This is a genomic window from Streptomyces sp. NPDC033229 (assembly GCF_055576875.1).
In genome coordinates this window covers 21,725-40,716 of sequence record NZ_JBVIQR010000026.1, presented here as the reverse complement: position 1 = coordinate 40,716, position 18,992 = coordinate 21,725, and the positions used below count along the sequence as shown (strand labels likewise).

Annotated in this window: 16 protein-coding genes; 11 read left to right on the top strand and 5 right to left on the bottom strand. The window is 68.0% G+C overall.

Annotated features, from left to right (window positions below):
• The first annotated feature begins 268 nt into the window (after positions 1–268).
• The gene (locus tag ACZ53N_RS22620; protein WP_469142633.1) at positions 269–2,908 is read left to right on the top strand and encodes a transglycosylase domain-containing protein; all 2,640 of its coding nucleotides are present in this window, start codon (positions 269–271) and stop codon (positions 2,906–2,908) included.
• Between the two features lie 126 nt (positions 2,909–3,034).
• Entirely contained in the window at positions 3,035–4,528 is a 1,494-nt protein-coding gene (locus tag ACZ53N_RS22615; RefSeq protein ID WP_469142632.1) for a glycosyltransferase family 87 protein, read from the top strand.
• A gap of 34 nt (positions 4,529–4,562) precedes the next feature.
• Here the strand turns inward: ACZ53N_RS22615 and ACZ53N_RS22610 are convergent, their stop codons facing one another.
• The 3 genes from ACZ53N_RS22610 to ACZ53N_RS22600 form a co-directional block, all read right to left on the bottom strand.
• Positions 4,563–5,594 (bottom strand): alanine racemase, encoded by a 1,032-nt coding sequence (locus ACZ53N_RS22610; protein WP_469142631.1) that lies wholly within the window; start codon positions 5,592–5,594, stop codon positions 4,563–4,565.
• A 96-nt stretch (positions 5,595–5,690) separates the two neighbouring features.
• Complete coding sequence (locus ACZ53N_RS22605; RefSeq protein ID WP_130878564.1) at positions 5,691–6,809, bottom strand: lipid II:glycine glycyltransferase FemX; 1,119 nt, start codon at positions 6,807–6,809, stop codon at positions 5,691–5,693.
• 182 nt (positions 6,810–6,991) lie between these two features.
• Positions 6,992–7,321, bottom strand: a complete 330-nt coding sequence (locus tag ACZ53N_RS22600) for a hypothetical protein (RefSeq protein ID WP_469142630.1) — start codon at positions 7,319–7,321, stop codon at positions 6,992–6,994.
• Between the two features lie 275 nt (positions 7,322–7,596).
• On the opposite strand from ACZ53N_RS22600, the gene rpsF reads away from it, so the two are divergent.
• From rpsF to rplI, 4 genes are all read left to right on the top strand, one after another.
• A complete protein-coding gene (gene rpsF / locus ACZ53N_RS22595) occupies positions 7,597–7,887 on the top strand; it encodes a 30S ribosomal protein S6 (RefSeq protein WP_058045341.1) in 291 nt (96 codons plus the stop codon).
• An 81-nt stretch (positions 7,888–7,968) separates the two neighbouring features.
• Complete coding sequence (locus tag ACZ53N_RS22590; RefSeq protein WP_130878562.1) at positions 7,969–8,559, top strand: single-stranded DNA-binding protein; 591 nt, start codon at positions 7,969–7,971, stop codon at positions 8,557–8,559.
• Between the two features lie 75 nt (positions 8,560–8,634).
• Positions 8,635–8,871: a 30S ribosomal protein S18 gene (rpsR, locus tag ACZ53N_RS22585; RefSeq protein WP_004950692.1), complete on the top strand. Its 237-nt coding sequence runs from the start codon at positions 8,635–8,637 to the stop codon at positions 8,869–8,871.
• An 18-nt stretch (positions 8,872–8,889) separates the two neighbouring features.
• Positions 8,890–9,336, top strand: a complete 447-nt coding sequence (gene rplI, locus ACZ53N_RS22580) for a 50S ribosomal protein L9 (protein ID WP_184734814.1) — start codon at positions 8,890–8,892, stop codon at positions 9,334–9,336.
• A gap of 286 nt (positions 9,337–9,622) precedes the next feature.
• Here the strand turns inward: rplI and ACZ53N_RS22575 are convergent, their stop codons facing one another.
• Positions 9,623–10,960, bottom strand: coding sequence for an MATE family efflux transporter (locus ACZ53N_RS22575; protein ID WP_469142629.1), 1,338 nt, complete (start codon positions 10,958–10,960; stop codon positions 9,623–9,625).
• Between the two features lie 470 nt (positions 10,961–11,430).
• Between ACZ53N_RS22575 and dnaB the strand changes: the two genes are divergently transcribed.
• From dnaB to ACZ53N_RS22555, 4 genes are all read left to right on the top strand, one after another.
• Entirely contained in the window at positions 11,431–12,921 is a 1,491-nt protein-coding gene (gene dnaB, locus ACZ53N_RS22570; RefSeq protein WP_469142628.1) for a replicative DNA helicase, read from the top strand.
• A 201-nt stretch (positions 12,922–13,122) separates the two neighbouring features.
• Positions 13,123–13,854 carry a TnsA-like heteromeric transposase endonuclease subunit gene (locus ACZ53N_RS22565; RefSeq protein WP_469142627.1) on the top strand — a complete coding sequence of 244 codons (732 nt, stop codon included), beginning with the start codon at positions 13,123–13,125 and terminating at the stop codon, positions 13,852–13,854.
• Positions 13,851–15,761 carry a helix-turn-helix domain-containing protein gene (locus ACZ53N_RS22560; RefSeq protein ID WP_469142626.1) on the top strand — a complete coding sequence of 637 codons (1,911 nt, stop codon included), beginning with the start codon at positions 13,851–13,853 and terminating at the stop codon, positions 15,759–15,761. Before ACZ53N_RS22565 ends, ACZ53N_RS22560 begins: the two co-directional genes overlap by 4 nt.
• Before the next feature lie 119 nt (positions 15,762–15,880).
• Complete coding sequence (locus ACZ53N_RS22555) at positions 15,881–17,776, top strand: helix-turn-helix domain-containing protein (protein WP_469142625.1); 1,896 nt, start codon at positions 15,881–15,883, stop codon at positions 17,774–17,776.
• 11 nt (positions 17,777–17,787) lie between these two features.
• Here the strand turns inward: ACZ53N_RS22555 and ACZ53N_RS22550 are convergent, their stop codons facing one another.
• Positions 17,788–18,165, bottom strand: a complete 378-nt coding sequence (locus ACZ53N_RS22550) for a hypothetical protein (protein WP_469142624.1) — start codon at positions 18,163–18,165, stop codon at positions 17,788–17,790.
• A gap of 118 nt (positions 18,166–18,283) precedes the next feature.
• On the opposite strand from ACZ53N_RS22550, the gene ACZ53N_RS22545 reads away from it, so the two are divergent.
• Positions 18,284–18,892: an SMI1/KNR4 family protein gene (locus ACZ53N_RS22545; protein WP_469142623.1), complete on the top strand. Its 609-nt coding sequence runs from the start codon at positions 18,284–18,286 to the stop codon at positions 18,890–18,892.
• Positions 18,893–18,992 lie beyond the last annotated feature (100 nt).

Here is an 18,992-nt window from a genome sequence, read left to right as displayed (position 1 = left end):
CAAGAGGGGGCACGGTGAACGAGGTCACATCACTGATTCGTGGGACAGAACCCGCCTGATTTGGAGTGAACATCCCCAGTGGGCGGGATTTGGCCGTGCGTAGTCTGTGCGCCATGCAGACCACCGGGAACCGTGTGACGTCGCCAGACGTCCTCGTCCTGGATGCAGTGCGCCCGGTTGCTCAGGGGGGCCCGGATCGCGCATCGGGGGGAACGGAAGCCACCTGCCGCTTTCAGGCGATAGCGCCTGCCCGAGGAGTAGTCGTTCGATGAGCGAGCATCGTCGCAAGCCGCCGCAGTCCCAGGGCGGCGGACGGGCCGCGTCCCGGCGCGCGGCGCAGCAGCCGGGTGCCGGCCGCCGCGCCGCACCGCCTGGGGGCGCGGCCGAGCCCGGCCATGGCCACATGGCCGAGTCGCAGTACACAAGCAGGTCCGAAGGCCGGCGCGGAGCGCAGCGGAGTGACGGCGCCACCGGGCGCAGACGCCCGGCCCCGGGGGCCGGCGGAGCGGGCCGGGGGCGGCGGGACGGCGGTCGCCCGGCCAAGAAGCGTTTCATCGACTACCCGCGTGCGGGCAAGGTCGGGGCGCGGCGCTGGTTGCCGTCCTGGAAGCTGGTCACCGGGCTGTGCATCGCGTTTCTCGGGTTGATCATCGGTGTTGTCGGGATCGCGCTGCTGATCGTGCAGGTGCCGACGGCGCGGGCCGCCTCGACCGTCCAGAAGAACGTCTATTACTGGGCGGACGGCGACCAGATGGTCGTGGCCGGTGGTGGTGAGCTCAACCGTCAGATCGTGCCGATCGCCAAGATTCCCGAGGCGATGCAGAACGCGGTGGTCTCGGCTGAGAACGCCACGTTCTGGGAGGACCAGGGCGTCGACCCGATGGGTATTGCCCGAGCCGTGGTCAAGATGGCTCAGGGCGGTGAGACGCAGAGTGGTTCGACCATTACCCAGCAGTTCGTGAAGAACACCTATCTCAGCCAGGACCAGACGCTGACGCGTAAGGCCACCGAGTTGCTGATCTCGATAAAGGTGGGGGCGACCGAGGACAAGAGCAAGATCCTCGAGGGCTACCTCAACACGGCCTACTACGGGCGTGGCGCCTACGGTATCCAGGCCGCCGCGCGGGCTTATTACAACAAGGACTGCACCGAGCTGAACGCGAGCGAGAGCGCGTTCCTGGCGGCTACCTTGAACGGCCCGAATCTTTATGACCCGTACGGCGGTCAGGGGCCCGCGGCCACTGCGGAGAAGAACACGAAGCGGGCCACGGACCGCTGGAAGTGGACGCTGGACCGAGAGGTCGAGGTCAGTCACAAGTATCTGCCGCCGGAAGAACGCGACAAGTGGGTCGCGAAGGGGTTCCCGAAGCCCCAGCCGCCCAAGCCGGCGACCAACCGGGCCGGGCAGATCGGCTATCTGACGAGCCTCGCCGACAACTACATCGTCGCCCATTCCAATCTCAGCAAGGCCCAGTTGGACAAGGGTGGATTCCAGATCCACACCACGTTCGACAAGAAAAAGGTGAACGCGCTGGCCAAGTCGGTGGCGGACGTCCGCAAGGCCAATATCAAGCCGAACGTGCGCGAGGTCGACAAGCACGTGCAGTTCGGTGGGGCCTCGGTGGAGCCCAAGACGGGCAAGATCGTCGCCATTTACGGCGGTGAGAACGCGCTCGAGCACTTCACCAATAACGCCGACTACACCGGTGTGCAGGTGGGGTCGACGTTCAAGCCCTTCGTCCTGGCCGCCGCGATGACGCACGGAAAGCGCAATCCGGCCCTCGGATCGCACCAGACCGATGCCCAGCGCACGGTCGTCTCGCCGGACAGCATCTACAACGGCGACAACAAGCTCACGCTGCGGGACTACAACGGCCAGGTCTGGCACGACCAGAACGGCAGCGAGTGGCATCAGAAGAACGACGGTGAGGAGGACAAGGGACTCGTCACCCTGCGTACCGCCATGCAGTACTCGGTGAACACGCCCTTCATCCAGCTCGGCATGGACGTCGGCACCGACCTGGTGAAGGAGTCGGCGGTCAAGGCGGGACTCGACGAGGACCAGCTGGCCTCCCTTTCCCCGACCTTCTCCCTCGGCACGTCGGCGCCCAGTGCGATCCGGCTGGCGGGCTCCTACGCGACCTTCGCCGCGAGCGGGAAGCAGATCGACCCCTATTCGGTCGAGAAGGTGGAGAAGGACGGCAAGCCGCTCTTCAAGCACGAGACGGAGAGCGCGCAGGCCTTCGACGCGAACGTGGCGAACAACGTCACCGATGTGCTGCGGACGGTCGTGCAGGAGGGAACGGGTACCTCGGCGCAGCTCGGTGACCGTCCCGTGGCGGGCAAGACCGGTACGACCGACGAGAACCGTTCGGCCTGGTTCGCCGGCTACACCCCGCAGCTGTCCACCGCGATCGGTATGTACCGTGTCAACCCCAACGCGAAGAAGCAGGAATTCCTGTCGATGCGCGGTGTGGGTGGCAAGCCGACCATTCACGGTGCCTCGTTCCCGGCCGAGATCTGGGCCGACTACATGGGCAAGGCGCTGAAGGGGAAGCCGATCGAGCAGTTCGAGGCGGCGCAGCCGATCGGCAAGAAGATCTACGGGGACGGCGCGAGCCCCTCCCCCAGCCCGACCCCGTCCACCTCCGCGTCGCCGACGCCGTCGAAGTCGGCGTCGCCGAGCCCGTCGAAGACCCCGAGCAAGTCCCCGTCGCCGAGCAGGTCCTGCCACCCGCTCGACCCGCGGTGCAAGCCCGGTGGTTCCGGTGGTCCGGGGGGCGGCAACGGAGGCGCGTCGGGCGGTCCCGGTGGTCCGGGGGGCGACACGGGCAGCCCGGGTGAGTCCCCGGAGCCGGATCCGACCCGGGGCCGGCCGGGCGGGCTGTTCGGTGGTCCGAGCAATTAGGCCGACCTGCCGGTACACCCGTCCGGAGTGATCCTTTTCGAGGGCCGTCCCGCGTTCGCGCGGGGCGGCCCTCGAAGTTATCCACAGGCTCCGGCGGGTGACAGGCTCTTACGGCAGGATGTGCGCATGAGGAGCGTGCGGGACGAGGAGCAGGTACGGCCCACCGTCGAGGACGAGGTGGCCGCCGCCGGCAGTGAGCTCATCGGCGGGCCGGCCGGGCGGCGTGCCCTGACCGGCCTGGGCTGGTGGACGCCGGTCCGGGTGATCGCGCTCGTCGCGCTCGGCATGTTCGCGCTCGGCATGGTGCAGAAGCTGCCCTGTTACAACTACGGCTGGTTCTTCGGCGCCACCACCCAGTACACCCACGCCTGCTACTCCGACATCCCCCACCTCTACAGCGGCCGCGGGTTCGATCTCGGGCTCATCCCGTATTTCGACAAGATCCCGCAGACCGTCTCCGGTGGCATGGACTATCTGGAGTACCCGGTCCTCACCGGGTTGTTCATGGAGATCGCCGCCCGGCTCACGCCGGGGGGCGGGAGCATCCAGCACCGCGAGCAGCTCTACTGGCTGGTCAACGCCGGCATGCTGATGACCTGCACCGCGGTGATCGCCCTCTGTGTGACCCGGACGCACCGCCGCCGCCCCTGGGACGCGCTGCTGGTCGCTCTCGCGCCGGCCTTCGCCCTCACGGCCACCATCAACTGGGATCTGTTCGCGGTCGCCCTCACGGCCGCCGCGATGCTGATGTGGTCACGCGGGCGGGCCCTCGGAGCGGGCCTCCTGATCGGTCTGGCCGCCGCGGCGAAGCTGTATCCGGCGCTGCTGCTCGGGCCGCTGTTCATCCTGTGCTGGCGGGCCGGGCACCACCGGGCGTTCCTGAAGGCCGTGTCCGGCGCGGTCGGGGCCTGGCTGGTGGTGAACCTGCCGGTCATGCTGACGCACGACGCGAGCGGCTTCCACATCCGCGAGGGGTGGGCGAAGTTCTACACCTTCAGCCAGGAGCGGCCGGTCGACTTCGGCTCGGTCTGGCTCTTCATCTCCCAGCGCACCGGGAATCCGCTGGAGGACGCCAATACCTACGCGACGCTGCTGATGATCCTCGGCTGCCTGGGCCTGGGAGTGCTCGGGCTGTACGCGCCCAGGAGGCCGCGCTTCGCGCAGCTGGTCTTCCTGGTGGTGGCGCTCTTCATCCTGACCAACAAGGTCTATTCGCCGCAGTACGTGCTGTGGCTGATCCCGCTCGCGGCGCTGGCCCGCCCGAAGTGGCGTGACTTCCTCATCTGGCAGGCGTGCGAGGTGCTGTACTTCCTCGGTATCTGGTTCTACCTGGCCTACACGGGGAGCGGCGACAAGCACCAGGGGCTTCCCCTGGAGGGCTATCAACTGGCGATCGTGCTGCACCTGTTGGGCACGCTGTATCTGTGCGCGGTCGTCGTGCGCGACATCCTGCTGCCGGAGCGGGACGTCGTCCGGCGGGACGGCTCGGACGATCCCTCGGGCGGTGTGCTGGACGGGGCCCCGGACATATTCGTCCTCGGCTCCGCGCGCCGGGCTCGGCACGCGGAGACGCGCGAAGGCACACGTGTCCAATGGGGTGCCGCGAGCCGCGAACCGTAGTCACGCGGCTCCGGCCCCCGCATCAGGGGGGGGATCAGTGATCGAGCAGCCGGTCGAACTGGGTGGTGGTGTGCCGCAGGTGGGCCACCAGTTCGTCGCCGACCTGGGGGGCGGGGACGTCGCCGGGCACGAACAGGATGGAGACCTGCATGTGCGGGGGCTCCGCGAACCAGCGCTGCTTGCCCGCCCAGACGAAGGGCGAGAGGTTGCGGTTCATCGTCGCGAGTCCGGCCCTGGCGACGCCCTTGGCGCGCGGCATCATGCCGTGCAGCGCCTTCGGGGCCTCCAGGCCGACGCCGTGCGAGGTGCCGCCGGCCACCACGACCAGGTAGCCGTCGCCGGCCGCCTTCTGCTGGCGGTAGCCGAAGCGGTCGCCCTTGGCCACGGGCGTGACATCCAGGACAGCACCCCGGTACTGGGTGGCGTCGTGGTCGCCGAGCCAGAGCCGGGTGCCGATGCGGGCGCGGAAGCGCGTCTGCGGGAACTGCTGCTGCAGATGGGCGAGTTCATCGGCCTTGAGATGGCTGACAAACATGGTGTGCAGCGGCAGCCGCGCGTTGCGCAGCCGCTCCATCCAGCCCATGACCTCGCCGACGGCGTCGGTGCCGTCGGTGCGGTCCAGCGGGAGGTGGATGGCGAAGCCCTCCAGGCGCACGTCCTCGATGGCGGCGTGCAGCTTGGGAAGGTCCTCCTCGCTGATGCCGTGGCGCTTCATGCTGCTCATGACCTCGACCACGACGCGGGCGCCCACGAGGCCGCGCACGCCGTCGACGGAGGAGACCGACCGGATGGCCCGGTCGGGCAGCGGCACCGGCTCCTCGCCGAGGCGGAACGGCGTCAGCACCAGCAGATCACCGCTGAAGAAGTCCTTGATGCGGGCCGCTTCGTAGGTCGTGCCGACGGCGAGTATGTCCGTCCCGAAGCGGGCGGCCTCGTCGGCCAGCCGCTCGTGGCCGAAGCCGTAGCCGTTGCCCTTGCAGACCGGGACGATCCCCGGGAACTGCTGAAGGACGGTCTGCTGGTGTGCCCGCCAACGCGCGGTGTCGACGTAGAGCGTGAGCGCCATGGCCGGTCCCGGAACCTTTCGCTGAGTCTGCTGTGTGACGTGGTCGTGTGTCTGACGGCGTTGCCCCGTGGCCCGGCGGACGGCCGGGCCGGCGGATCAGCGGCGCGACATGTACATGTCGAGGGCCTTGTGCAGCAGCTTGTTGAGCGGGAAGTCCCACTCGCCGAGGTACTCCGCCGCCTGCCCGCCCGTGCCGACCTTGAACTGGATGAGGCCGAAGAGGTGGTCGCTCTCGTCGAGGGAGTCGCCGATGCCGCGCAGGTCGTAGACGCTCGCCCCGAGGGCGTAGGCGTCGCGCAGCATGCGCCACTGCATCGCGTTCGACGGGCGGACCTCGCGCTTGTGGTTGGCGGAGGCGCCGTAGGAGTACCAGACGTGGCCGCCGACGATCAGCATCGTCGCCGCGGCGACCGCCTCGCCCTCGTGCACGGCGAAGTACAGCCGCATGCGGTTGGGGTCCTCGGTGTTGAGGGCGGTCCACATGCGCTGGAAGTAACTGAGCGGACGCGGGCGGAACTTGTCGCGCTCGGCCGTGATCTCGTACAGGTGCTGCCAGGTCGCCAGATCCTCGTAACCGCCCTGGACGACCTCGACGCCGGCCTTCTCGGCCTTCTTGATGTTGCGTCGCCACAGCTGGTTGAAGCCCTTGTGGACGTCCTCCAGCGAGCGGTTCTCCAGCGGCACCTGGAAGACGTAGCGCGGCTGGACGTCACCGAAGCCGGCGCCACCGTCCTCGCCCTGCTGCCAGCCCATGCGGCGCAGCTGGTCGGCGACCTCGAAGGCGCGGGGCTCGATGTGGGTGGCCTCGACGTCCCGCAGACGCTTGACGTCGGGGTCGGCGATGCCGGACTTGATGGCATTGGAGTCCCAGCGCCGGATGACGACAGGCGGGCCCATCTTCACGGAGAAGGCACCCTGCTGCTTCAGGTGGGCCAGCATGGGCCGCAGCCAGTCGTCGAGGTGCGGGGAGAACCAGTTGATCACCGGGCCCTCGGGCAGGTAGGCCAGGTATCGCTTGATCTTGGGCAGCTGGCGGTACAGGACCAGACCGGCGCCGACGAGCCGGCCGGTCTTGTCGAACCAGCCCAGGCTTTCCGAGCGCCACTCCGCCTTTACGTCCGCCCAGGCCGGGACCTGCATGTGGCTGGCCGCGGGCAGACTCTGGATGTACGCCAGATGCTGCTCACGGCTAATGGTCCTCAGGGTCAGGCTCATGCGGGGCGCTCCTCGGCAGGTGTGTCCCCAGGGTCGGGGCTCCGGCTCTCGCGCCGAAGCCTACTGCGACAGGGGAGCGCCCCGGTTGGGCGTACTGCCGCATGGCTCTGTGCGCCCGCGCCTGTACCCGGAGTGCGGATACGGGCGGGGCGGGACCCCCAGGGGTCGGCGCGGCCCTGCGGCTATCCGAGGACGCCGCCGAAGAGCCCGCCGTGCGCCATGCCCAGGAAGAAGCCGATGGCAGCGGCACCGAGTCCGATGATCAACAGGAAACGCTCGCCCGTCGTGGCCGAGATGAACTGTCCCCAGGCCCCGGTGAGGATGCCGACCAGACCGGACCAGGAGCTGAGCAGGTGCAGATGGTGGAAGGCCGATGAGATGAAGGCGATCGCGCCGAGCACGACCGTCACGGCGACCAAGGTGTTCTCGACGGGATGGGCCTTGCCGTCGCTGTTCAGCACGGAAGCGAGCAGCGAGCGGGGGCCTTGTTGCGGTCGAGCATCCTGTGCCATGGGGATACCTCCTGTAGGCAGGCGGCGCACTGTAGCGCCGGTCACACCCGATGGGTCCAGATTGCGGTGCCGGGCGCCTGGATTTCAACCGGAAGCCGGAGTGCGGGTACTGTGTACCGTCTGCACCGGTGTCTGCCCAGACCAGCTTCGGTCTCCAGGGGCGACCCAGGGACTTCCGCTGATTGTCAGTGTCGGCCGATACCGTTGTTCACGCATCACGACCCTCCTGCCACGGAACGACCGTGGCCGCTGAGTCCAAAGGAGGTGGGTTCCACATGCGTCACTACGAGGTGATGGTCATCCTCGACCCCGATCTCGAGGAGCGAGCTGTCTCCCCGCTGATCGAGAACTTCCTCTCCGTCGTCCGTGAGGGCAACGGAAAGGTCGAGAAGGTCGACACCTGGGGCCGTCGTCGTCTCTCGTACGAGATCAAGAAGAAGCCCGAGGGCATCTACTCGGTCATCGACCTGCAGGCCACGCCTGCGGTCGTCAAGGAGCTCGACCGCCAGATGAACCTGAACGAGTCGGTCCTCCGGACCAAGGTCCTCCGTCCCGAGACCCACTGAACCCCAGCGGTTCAGAGGTAATCGGGCTGCATCGCAACGAGTAGCAAGCAGCCAGCAGCACACCCGCCGAGAGGTTCATCCATGGCAGGCGAGACCGTCATCACGGTCGTCGGCAATCTCGTCGACGACCCCGAGCTGCGCTTCACCCCGTCCGGTGCGGCGGTCGCGAAGTTCCGCGTCGCGTCCACTCCCCGCACCTTCGACCGCCAGACCAACGAGTGGAAGGACGGCGAGAGCCTCTTCCTCACGTGCTCGGTGTGGCGGCAGGCGGCGGAGAACGTCGCCGAGTCGCTTCAGCGCGGCATGCGCGTCATCGTGCAGGGCCGGCTCAAGCAGCGGTCCTACGAGGACCGCGAGGGCGTCAAGCGCACGGTCTACGAGCTCGACGTCGAAGAGGTCGGCGCCAGCCTGAAGAACGCCACGGCGAAGGTCACCAAGACCGCGGGTCGCGGTGGCCAGGGTGGCTTCGGCGGCGGCGGCGGTGGTGGCCAGCAGGGCGGCGGCTGGGGCAACAGCTCCGGCGGCGGCCAGCAGGGTGGCGGCGGTGCTCCCGCCGACGACCCGTGGGCGACCAGTGCTCCGTCCGGCAGCCAGCAGGGCGGCGGCGGCGGTGGCTGGGGCGGCGGCTCCGGCAACTCCGGCGGCGGCTACTCGGACGAGCCGCCCTTCTAGGTCCGCAAGGGCCCGGACCCTCGTGGTCCGAGGGGCGACAGCACAAAAACTTCTTGATCACACAGGAGAGAGACAATGGCGAAGCCGCCTCCGCGCAAGCCTAAGAAGAAGGTCTGCGCGTTCTGCAAGGACAAGACCGCTTACGTGGACTACAAGGACACGAACATGCTGCGGAAGTTCATTTCCGACCGCGGCAAGATCCGTGCCCGCCGCGTGACCGGCAACTGCACTCAGCACCAGCGTGACGTCGCCACGGCCGTGAAGAACAGCCGTGAGATGGCGCTGCTGCCCTACACCTCGTCCGCGCGATAAGGGAAGGGTGACCGAAAAATGAAGATCATCCTCACCCACGAGGTCTCTGGCCTCGGCACCGCCGGTGACGTCGTTGACGTCAAGGACGGTTACGCTCGCAACTACCTGGTCCCGCGTGGTTTCGCGATCCGCTGGACCAAGGGTGGCGAGAAGGACGTCGCGCAGATCCGTCGTGGTCGCAAGATCCGCGAGATCGCGACGATCGAGCAGGCCAACGAGGTCAAGGGTCAGCTCGAGGGCGTCAAGGTCAACCTTGGCACCCGCGCCGGCGACGCCGGCCGTCTGTTCGGCTCCGTCACCCCCGCCGACATCGCTGCGGCGATCGAGGCTTCGGGTGGCCCGAAGGTCGACAAGCGTCGTGTCGAGGTGGGCTCGCCCATCAAGACCCTGGGCTCGCACCAGGTGACCGTGCGTCTGCACGCCGACGTTGTCGCCAAGGTCAACATCGACGTCGTCGCCGCCTGATCGCTGCGCTCGACTGAGTCGATGTGAAGGGCCGCACCCCCTCGGGGGTGCGGCCCTTCGCCGTTGGGGGCGCTGCGACAGGCGCGCCGGACGGGACGCAACCGTAGGGTCGTTTCCCTCCTGCGGTGGTGGCGTCGTCGCCGATCACGCCGTGGCGATACGAGAAGGCCCGGACGCGGGAGCCGCGCCCAGCCGGAGGGTGGGCGGCCGGCAGGGCAGGGCCACGGGCCCGTCGCGGGGTGCTGTGGTCACCTCGCTCGCCCAGCGCTACCGCTTCACCGCAGCGCTACCGCACCGCGCCCGTGACGAGCCAGCGGCCGGAGCGGGTGCGGGTCCACAGGGTCAGCATGCGGACCGTCATCATCAGCGTCATCGCCCACCACAGTGCCGTCAGCCCGCCGCCGAACGTGGGGACGAGCAGCGCGACGGGCGCGAACGCGGCGAGGACCAGCAGCATCGCCCAGGCGAGGTAAGGGCCGTCGCCGGCGCCCATCAGGACGCCGTCCAGGATGAAGACGACGCCCGCGATGGGCTGGCCGATCGCCACGACCAGGAGCGCGGGAAGCAGTGCGTCCCGTACGGCCGGGTCGGAAGTGAACAGCGGGACGAACACCGGTCGTGAGACCACGACCAGCAGACCGAGCACCACGCCCGCGCCGATGCCCCACTGGACCATGCGGCGGCAGACGGCGCGTGCTCCGTCGGGGTCGTCCGCCCCCAGATAACGGCCGATGATCGCCTGCCCCGCGATGGCGATGGCGTCCAGTGCGAAGGCGAGCAGGCTCCACAGGGTCAGCACGATCTGATGGGCGGCGATGTCGTTGTCGCCCAGCCGGGCCGCGACCGCTGTGGCGATCATGAGGACCGCGCGCAGCGAGAGGGTGCGGACGAGCAGCGGCACCCCCGCCTGGGCGCAGGCCCGTATGCCGGCGGCGTCGGGGCGCAGCGAGGCGCCGTGACGCCGTGCGCCGCGTACGACGACGGCGAGGTAGACGGCGGCCATGGCGCACTGGGCGATGACCGTGCCCCAGGCGGAGCCGGCGATGCCGAGGCCGGCGCCGTAGACGAGGAGGACGTTGAGCGCGGCGTTGGCGGTGAAGCCGCCGACGGCGACGTACAGCGGGGTCCTGGTGTCCTGCAGGCCGCGCAGCACGCCGGTGGCGGCGAGCACGACGAGCATGGCGGGGATGCCGAGCGAGCTCACGCGCAGATAGGTCGTGGCGTAGGGGGCGGCCGTCGGTGAGGCGCCGAAGAGGTCCACCAGCGCGGGGGCGGTGGGCAGGACGACGGCGATGACGGCGGCGCCGAGCAGGAGGGCGAGCCAGATGCCGTCCATGCCCTGGCGGATGGCGGCCGGGAGGTCCCCGGCGCCGACGCGGCGGGCGACGGCGGCGGTGGTGGCGTAGGCGAGGAAGACGAAGACGCTGACGGCCGTGGTCAGCAGCGCGGCGGCGACGCCGAGCCCGGCGAGCTGCGGGGTGCCCAGATGGCCCACGACGGCACTGTCGGCCATCACGAAGAGGGGCTCGGCGACGAGGGCGCCGAAGGCCGGCACGGCCAGGGCGACGATCTCGCGGTCGTGCCGGCGGAGGCCGCGCCGGTCGCGTATGTGGGCCTGGGTCATGGGCTCCAATGTAATCTTCCACAGGTAATCGGTGCAACTGATCTGTGACCCTTACCGTTCGCCGCTGCGGGTGATCTTCTCTGCGTCGTTTGTCGTGATCTTCGGCCAGCCGGGAAAGTTTTTCTCCTCAACAGCCAGTGGATGGTAAATGCCCAGGTCAGAGGGGTGGGCGCCAAGTGATTGTGTGTTTGTCCACAGCGGTTTCCCCCGCCCCGTGCACAGGTTCCACGGACTTCTCCACAGGATGGGGCCCTTCATCCACATGCCCTGTGGATAACCAGATTGGCTGACGGTGCCCGCGGGCCTACCGTGGACCGGCGCCCAGCGTCTGTTCCCGCCTCGGAAGCCTTGCGAGACCGGGATGAACTCGACGCGTCATTACCGGAGTCGGGCGTCCTAATTGTCAGAGCCGTGCCGTAAGAAAGAGTGGCCCGGCGAGGTCCGCGTCGCGGACGGGAGGAGGTGGCAGGGTGAGCATTCCCGAGCCCATGGACGACCCCTGGGCGGACGCCGGCCCCGGCGACCGGCTCCCGGTCTCCCGCCCCCGCCGCGGCGACGGCGGCGGCCGCCGTGACCAGTCCGCGCAGCACGAGCGCGGCGGTGACGACAGCGGCTCCTGGTCCTCCTCCCAGGGCGGCTTCGAGCGCGTCCCCCCGCAGGACCTCGACGCCGAGCAGTCCGTCCTCGGCGGCATGCTGCTCTCCAAGGACGCCATCGCCGACGTCGTCGAGGTCCTCAAGGGCAACGACTTCTACCGCCCGGCGCACGAGACCGTCTTCCAGGCCATCCTCGACCTCTACGCCAAGGGCGAGCCCGCCGACCCCATCACCGTCGCGGCCGAGCTGACCAAGCGCGGCGAGATCACCCGCGTCGGCGGCGCCGCGTATCTGCACACCCTGGTCCAGTCCGTCCCGACCGCGGCCAACGCCGAGTACTACGCCGAGATCGTCCACGAGCGGGCCGTGCTGCGCCGCCTGGTCGAGGCGGGCACGCGGATCACGCAGATGGGATACGCGGCCGACGGCGACGTCGACGACATCGTCAACAAGGCCCAGGCCGAGGTCTACGCGGTCACCGAGCAGCGCACCAGCGAGGACTACCTCCCGCTCGGCGACATCATGGAGGGCGCGCTCGACGAGATCGAGGCCATCGGCTCGCGCAGCGGCCAGATGTCCGGCGTCCCCACCGGCTTCACCGACCTCGACTCCCTGACGAACGGCCTGCACCCCGGCCAGATGATCGTCATCGCCGCCCGCCCCGCCATGGGTAAGTCCACCCTCGCGCTGGACTTCGCCCGCGCCTGCTCGATCAAGAACAACCTGCCGAGCGTGATCTTCTCGCTCGAAATGGGCCGCAACGAGATCGCGATGCGCCTGCTGTCCGCCGAGGCCCGGGTGGCCCTGCACCACATGCGCTCCGGCTCCATGACCGACGAGGACTGGACGCGCCTCGCCCGCCGGATGCCGGACGTCTCCACCGCGCCGCTCTACATCGACGACTCCCCGAACCTGTCGATGATGGAGATCCGGGCCAAGTGCCGCCGGCTCAAGCAGCGCGCCGGCATCAAGCTCGTGATCATCGACTATCTGCAGCTGATGCAGGCCGGTGGCGCCAAGCGCGCCGAGAGCCGCCAGCAGGAGGTCTCGGACATGTCGCGAAACCTCAAGCTGCTGGCCAAGGAGCTGGAGCTGCCGGTCATCGCCCTGTCGCAGCTGAACCGTGGTCCCGAGCAGCGCACGGACAAGAAGCCGATGGTCTCCGACCTCCGTGAGTCGGGCTCCATCGAGCAGGACGCCGACATGGTCATCCTTCTCCACCGCGAGGACGCGTACGAGAAGGAGTCACCGCGCGCCGGTGAGGCGGACATCATCGTCGGCAAGCACCGAAACGGTCCGACGGCCACCATCACGGTGGCCTTCCAGGGCCACTACTCCCGCTTCGTGGACATGGCGGGGGCCTGACGGGCTGATCTGTAGGTTCTCAAATCCCGTGTCATTTTCTCAGTCGCGATGTCATCTGACTGGCCGAACTGACACGGGATTGAGAATCGCTGTTCACCGCCATCACTCGTTCGGGTGACCTTGCTGCAGGCCTGGCGTAGGAGCCTCGGGCGGATGCGAACGTAGCGCTCGCGGAGGCTGCCGACGATCTGGGGGTGACTCATGGCGGCAGAGCTGAGCGCGGCATCGATCACCGTGAGCCTGCGGAGCGCGAGCGGCAGGCTGGTTGAGGACCGGGAGTGGGCTGGGTCCTCGATCGACGGGCTTGCGGCGGCGACACCCTGGCGGACCTTCCGCTGGTACAGAGGCCAGCGGCACTACTCGGGCACCTACTGGTCCGCCACAATGCGTGACCACGTCATCTACGAGTCGCGCCTCGAACTAGCGAGGCTCCTCTTCGCTGATTTCGATCCGTCCGTACGGCGCATCGTGGCCCAGCCATTTCTGCTCAAAGCCGAGGTGGACGGGGCTGTGCGCAAGCACATTCCGGACTATCTCCTGGTCACCGACGAGGGGCCTGTGGTCGTGGATGTGAAGCCATTGCACCGGTTGTCCAAGCCGGAGGTGGCTTTCACGTTCTGCTGGACCCGTGAGGCGGTGGAGCTTAGGGGGTGGAAGTACGAGGTCTGGAGCGAGCCACCTGCGGTTGAGCTGGAGAACATCCGTTTCTTGTCGGGCTACCGCAGAGAGTGGCTGTTCGATCGTGAGCTCGTTGACGAGCTCCGTGGCGCTGAGCTCGACGGAGTCTCCTTGCAGCGCGCTGTGGCCTGCTTGCCCGGGTGCTCGGGGGAGCAAGTCCGCTCTGCGGTCTATCACTTGCTGTGGACTCACGAGTTCACGGTGGATCTCGACCGGCCATTCAGTCCGGCGCGCGTGCTGAGGAGGACTGCGTGAGCAGGGCGGGGGCGCGGGTCGGCGTCGGTACGCACTTTCGCTACGACGGGGAGACCGTCGCGGTGGTCGAGATGGCTGCCACCACGGCCGGCAACGAGGTCGTCCTCAAGGACGGTCAGGGCAGGCTCCTGCGTCTCTCCTTGCGAGAACTGCTCTTCTCCGACCGGGCCACCCTCATCCCCGATGGGCCGGGACCGTCTTCGGACGATGCCGAGGAGATCGCCTCGGTGGTGCTGGGGCAGCTGGACGAGGACGACAGACGGCAGATCCTGGAGCGTGCCGAGCACGTTCGGGAGCTTCTCACGGGATACCGGTCCGGCAGCGCTGAACTGGCGCGTGAAGGCGAACCGCGAGCTCCATACACACCGACGCTGTCGCTGGAGGCCCGCTATGTGGCGAAGGCTGCGGAACTCGGGGTCACCGATCGCACCGTTCGACGATGGGTCGCCGACTACCGCCGACACGGTGAGGCAGGCCTCGTTCAGCGGACAAGTTCACAGGCACGGCCCTTCGGCAGGGCCGATGACCGTTGGGTGGAGACCGCGCTGGAAGTCATGGTCGAGCACACCGGGGAGTCGAAGCCGTCACGCAAGATGGTTATCGACCGGACTCAGGCTCGGCTGATCGCGCGGTTCGGTCCGGACGTCATACCGCAGCCCAGCCAAGCCACGGCTTACCGCGTGCTCACGGAGTTGGAGCGGCGGCACCCGCTGTTCCGGCTCAGCACCAAGCGGAACCGGGACATCGCCGACCGGCCGGACAGCGCTTATGGCAAGCTGCGGCCGACCAGACCAGGCGAGTACCTACTGATGGACTCCACCCGGTTGGACGTGTTCGCATTCGATCCACTGACGCTGCGATGGGTCCAGGCCGAGCTCTCGATCGGTATGGACTGGTACACCCGCTGCGTCACCGGGATCCGGCTCACGCCGGTGTCGACGAAGGCCGTGGACGTCAGCGCAGTGCTCTACCAGTCGTTCCGGCCCCGGCCGGCGGGGAAGGACTGGCCGCGACATGCGGTCTGGCCCGAGCATGGGATCCCCAGGACGGTGCTGGTCGACGTCGACGCGGCCGACGGTCCAGGGCTCGCGTCGCCAGCCCTGGTCCCGGAGACGCTGGTGGTCGACCACGGCAAGGTCTACGTCTCGGAGCACTTGACCAGCGTCTGCCGCCGGATGGGTATCTCGATCCAGCCTGCGCGGCTGCGGACGGGCCGGGACAAAGGCCCGGTCGAGCGGTTCTTCCGGACCCTACGAGAGGACCTCCTGCAGGCCCTGCCCGGCTACAAGGGGCCCGACATCCACTCCCGGGGCGAGAGGCCGGAGGACGATGCGTTCTTCTTCCTGGACGAGTTGGAGGCGATCATCCGTGAGTGGACCGCGGTGGTCTATCACTGCCGACCCCACTCCGGTCTCCTCGACCCGGGCCTGCCCGGGATGAGGATGTCCCCGGCGAAGATGTTCGAGCACGGCATAGCGAGGGCCGGCTACATCGAGGCCCCGCGGGACTCGAACCTCGCGTTCGAGTTCCTTGAGACCAGGTGGCGCACGATCCAGCACTACGGTGTCGAGATCGACCGCCGCCGCTACAACGGACCCGCGCTCGATGCCTACCGCAACGTCAAGAGCCCATACGACAAGCCGCTCAAGAACGGCTGGCCGTTCCAGGTGGACCCCGACGACATCACCAGGATCTACCCTGCCCTGGCCACCGTCGCCTGCTCGCGGACTGTTGCCCGAACTGCGGGCGAGTCCAGCGGGAGCGACCCCGTTCCGGCCGGGTCGTTCCCCAGCCGGGCATCTGCGGCAATCCCCCTTCACAACCGAGCAGAGCATTTTCCGGTGGCTGCGGCTTCGACCTCACCAAGACCAGAACGCTTCGGTTGCCCGCAGGCCATCCGGCGTTGACCGCCCAGGACCGGCTGCTGGAGATCATCGAGTCCGGGGCAGCCGCCTTCGGTGCCTACACCGCCAGCCCTCAGTCGGCATACGACGCCCTCGCGGACATCCGAGCAGTCGGCGGGCGAGTGCTGGCAGACCTCCCTGCCGACGTCATCAAGAACCTGCTGCCCGCCGATCTCGCCGACGAGCACTTCACGCCCGACGCCGGCTCTCGACTCGCATCCCGAGCCGTGGAGCGGCCCGGCTTCATGGCTCCGCCAAGGGCCGCGAGCGCCGCAGTCGCGGTGACCATCGCGCTGCGAGTCCTTGAACACCGGGATCTCCACCTGGCCGGGGAGGCGATGCGCGGACTGCTGGAGGCGATGCGTGAGGAGCTCTGGCAGATCAGTGCCACCAGCATCGACAGCTGGGGCCGCGGCCTGAGCCCCGTCCTCAACGCGGTGCACCTGGCCGCGCTCGCCCCGTCGTTCCGGCCCAGCGACCAGCTTCGGTTCCGCACGGTTACCGCCATGCCCAGCAGACCGAACCTCACGGACACTGAGCTGGCTCGGCGAGCCCGGAGCATACCCAGCACGTTCTGGCCGTCCTGGGCAGTACGGCTCACGCCGTCGGAAGGGGTCTACCCTCGTGTTCTCGCGCCTGTCCTGGCCAGCTCTCTCCTGATCGTCGGCAGCCGGACCAGCCTTGAGGACGCGGCTCGGCACCTCGGCGCAGTCGCTGACGGCATCGAGATCTCCCGGATCTTGCAACTGCTGAACGATCAGCCGCTATGGCCGGACATGACGACCGCGCTGGTCCGCCTGGCCGACTACCTCGACTCCAACGACATCCCCATCGACTACCAGCGTCGCCGCCGCCTCGACTACAGCAGCCTCCTGTCGCACGAGCTCTGGCTGGACATCTGCCGCCGCACCGGCACATCGCCCGGCCAAGGCCGACGAGAGCAGATCATCCGCTGTCGCCTGTTCCAACGCATCAGCGGCCTGCCAACCGAAGACGCACCCGGCTACCGCAAGGTCGACGAAGCACCCTTCAGGGCCGAGGCAGCCCGCGCCGCAGTCCTGCAAATACCCGAGCTGGCCGGGGAACTGGACCGTGCGGCCAGGGACTTCCTGACCGCCCAGGGCATCGACGACGAGCCAGTGATCTGGCAGCCGCCCACCTCCCTGCTCGACGGGCTGAATCTGCCCGGCCCCGACCCCGCCCGCATCGACGTCCCCCGCCTGCACTGCCTCGTCCGCCAGCGCAAGAACCCGGTGCAGTACGCGGCTGAGGCCCTCGGCACCACCGTCGAGGCAATCCGCCACGTCCTGGACGAACACCCCGCCCCTGCGCCAACGCCGACGAAGTCCGCCGCCAGGGCGACGGGCCAGATCCGACGCAAGGCCCGCCAGGACGTGCCGAAGGAGACATTCGTCCGCCACTACCTGGACGAACACCAATCCCTGAACCAGATGGCCGCCCTCACCGGTTTCTCCCGCAGCGTGCTGACCGCTCTCGCACATGAGTATGAAGTCCCGCTCCGTGAAGGCCCGCAGGACTACAAGCGCCGCGGGACGGTCGAACGGGACTGGCTGATCGAGCAGTACGTCCACCACCGCCGCACCCTGAGCGACCTCGCAACGGAGAAAGGAATGAGCACCGCGAACATGGCCAGGTGGGCGAAGGCCCACAATGTCTCCCTGCGATCACGCGGAGGAGCCAGCCACAGCGAGGCACTTTGGGCCATCGACGAAGCCAGCCAAGCGCCACGCATCCTCCGACCAGCACTCGGCGGACAAGGAGCCAGTGAACGCCTGAGCCGATTCGCGGCTGCATCCGCCTACCCGAGCCTCGGTGCCGCAGCGAGTGGCCTCGGCCTCAACACGTTCACCCTTGTCGCGCAGATCAACCGGATCGAGCGAGAGCTCGGCGGACCGCTGCTGGTGAGAGCCGAACGGGGACGGCCGATGACACTCACCCCTTTGGGGAGGAAGGTGCTCAGGGCGATCCGGACATTTCAACGCGATGCACAGTCATGAAGCATCGGAGCTCACACCGAGTCGTCCAGACGGTGGAAGGTCCCTTCGAACTCTCCCGACGCAAGCAGCTCGGCGATCACCGTCACCATCTTCCGGATGCCAGGATCTCGAACGATCAGCCCGTCCGAGCACCAGAAGCACCGACCACCTGCCGCTTCTCCTGTCTCCTCCCAGCTCTTCATCAACCGGCTGACCTCGGCAACTGTGAAGATCGTCGCACTCCAGCGTGAGTCATCGGGGAGGCGAACCTCAGCATCGACGTTGCAGACCTCGTCGAGTACCTCATCAGGGTTCGGGAGGAAGAAAGCCTCGAAGCTATCGGCTCGGACGCGATAGTAGGGGCGGTCCCATCCGGCCTCAGATCGAAGTTCCGTGCTCATGCTGGTCATCTGGGGAGGATCCCAGCGCGCGACACTGGGCACAACTGGCTTACGGGCAGCTGATCACAGCGGTGACATCCATGCCAGTGAGCAGGTAGTTTGCGGGAGGACAGAGAGAAGAGTTCGCATGGACTCCCGAATCGTCCGCATCCGACGCAAACTGGCCAAGGTGCCCTATGCCGCGATGCGAAGCCATTCCTTCGGCGAAGAGAAGCACGGGTTCCGCCTCGAACCCCCGTTGCCAGACGCGAAGGTCGCCGAGTTCGAGGCCGACCATCACATCGAACTGCCCGAGTCCTACCGCAGCTTCCTGACCACACTGGGCGGGGGCGGAGCCTCGCCCTTCTACGGCCTACTGCCGTTGCAGTCATGTCGGCTGTTCACGATGGACCCCCGCGGCGAGCCTGGCCGCCCTCGGGGGTTCACGTTCGCCGGCGGCCCGCCTCACCGAGGTGACCTTTTCCTGCACATCATCGAGGCAGGGTGCACCGACCTGGTGCTTGTCGGCATCACCGGTCCTCTGGCCGGTCGCGTCGTCACCGGAAACGCCGACGGCTTCTGGGGCCCCAACGTCTCGTCGGCCACCGACTTCCTGGCCTGGTATGAACGCTGGCTCGACCACATGCTCGACGGGCGCGACAACCGTGACCTGGAACTGACCTCGCCCGCCCTGCGAGCGCCTCTCGACCGTGCTCTGAGGAAGCACCGCAGCCGAGAGGATCTGCCACGCAACTGAGAATCCGGAGTCATGCCATCCGATTGAGAACGGGCCGGAGGCGCTGGTGGCGCGGGTGATCACATGACATCGAGGCTGAGAACCTACAAGGACGTCCGCC

Coding starts and splice junctions, on each gene's coding strand:
- ACZ53N_RS22620 (WP_469142633.1), top strand. CDS start 269: ATGAGCGAGCATCGTCGCAAGCCGCCGCAGTCCCAGGGCGGCGGACGG.
- ACZ53N_RS22615 (WP_469142632.1), top strand. CDS start 3,035: ATGAGGAGCGTGCGGGACGAGGAGCAGGTACGGCCCACCGTCGAGGAC.
- ACZ53N_RS22610 (WP_469142631.1), bottom strand. CDS start 5,594: ATGGCGCTCACGCTCTACGTCGACACCGCGCGTTGGCGGGCACACCAG.
- ACZ53N_RS22605 (WP_130878564.1), bottom strand. CDS start 6,809: ATGAGCCTGACCCTGAGGACCATTAGCCGTGAGCAGCATCTGGCGTAC.
- ACZ53N_RS22600 (WP_469142630.1), bottom strand. CDS start 7,321: ATGGCACAGGATGCTCGACCGCAACAAGGCCCCCGCTCGCTGCTCGCT.
- rpsF (WP_058045341.1), top strand. CDS start 7,597: ATGCGTCACTACGAGGTGATGGTCATCCTCGACCCCGATCTCGAGGAG.
- ACZ53N_RS22590 (WP_130878562.1), top strand. CDS start 7,969: ATGGCAGGCGAGACCGTCATCACGGTCGTCGGCAATCTCGTCGACGAC.
- rpsR (WP_004950692.1), top strand. CDS start 8,635: ATGGCGAAGCCGCCTCCGCGCAAGCCTAAGAAGAAGGTCTGCGCGTTC.
- rplI (WP_184734814.1), top strand. CDS start 8,890: ATGAAGATCATCCTCACCCACGAGGTCTCTGGCCTCGGCACCGCCGGT.
- ACZ53N_RS22575 (WP_469142629.1), bottom strand. CDS start 10,960: ATGACCCAGGCCCACATACGCGACCGGCGCGGCCTCCGCCGGCACGAC.
- ACZ53N_RS22565 (WP_469142627.1), top strand. CDS start 13,123: ATGGCGGCAGAGCTGAGCGCGGCATCGATCACCGTGAGCCTGCGGAGC.
- ACZ53N_RS22550 (WP_469142624.1), bottom strand. CDS start 18,165: ATGACCAGCATGAGCACGGAACTTCGATCTGAGGCCGGATGGGACCGC.
- ACZ53N_RS22545 (WP_469142623.1), top strand. CDS start 18,284: ATGGACTCCCGAATCGTCCGCATCCGACGCAAACTGGCCAAGGTGCCC.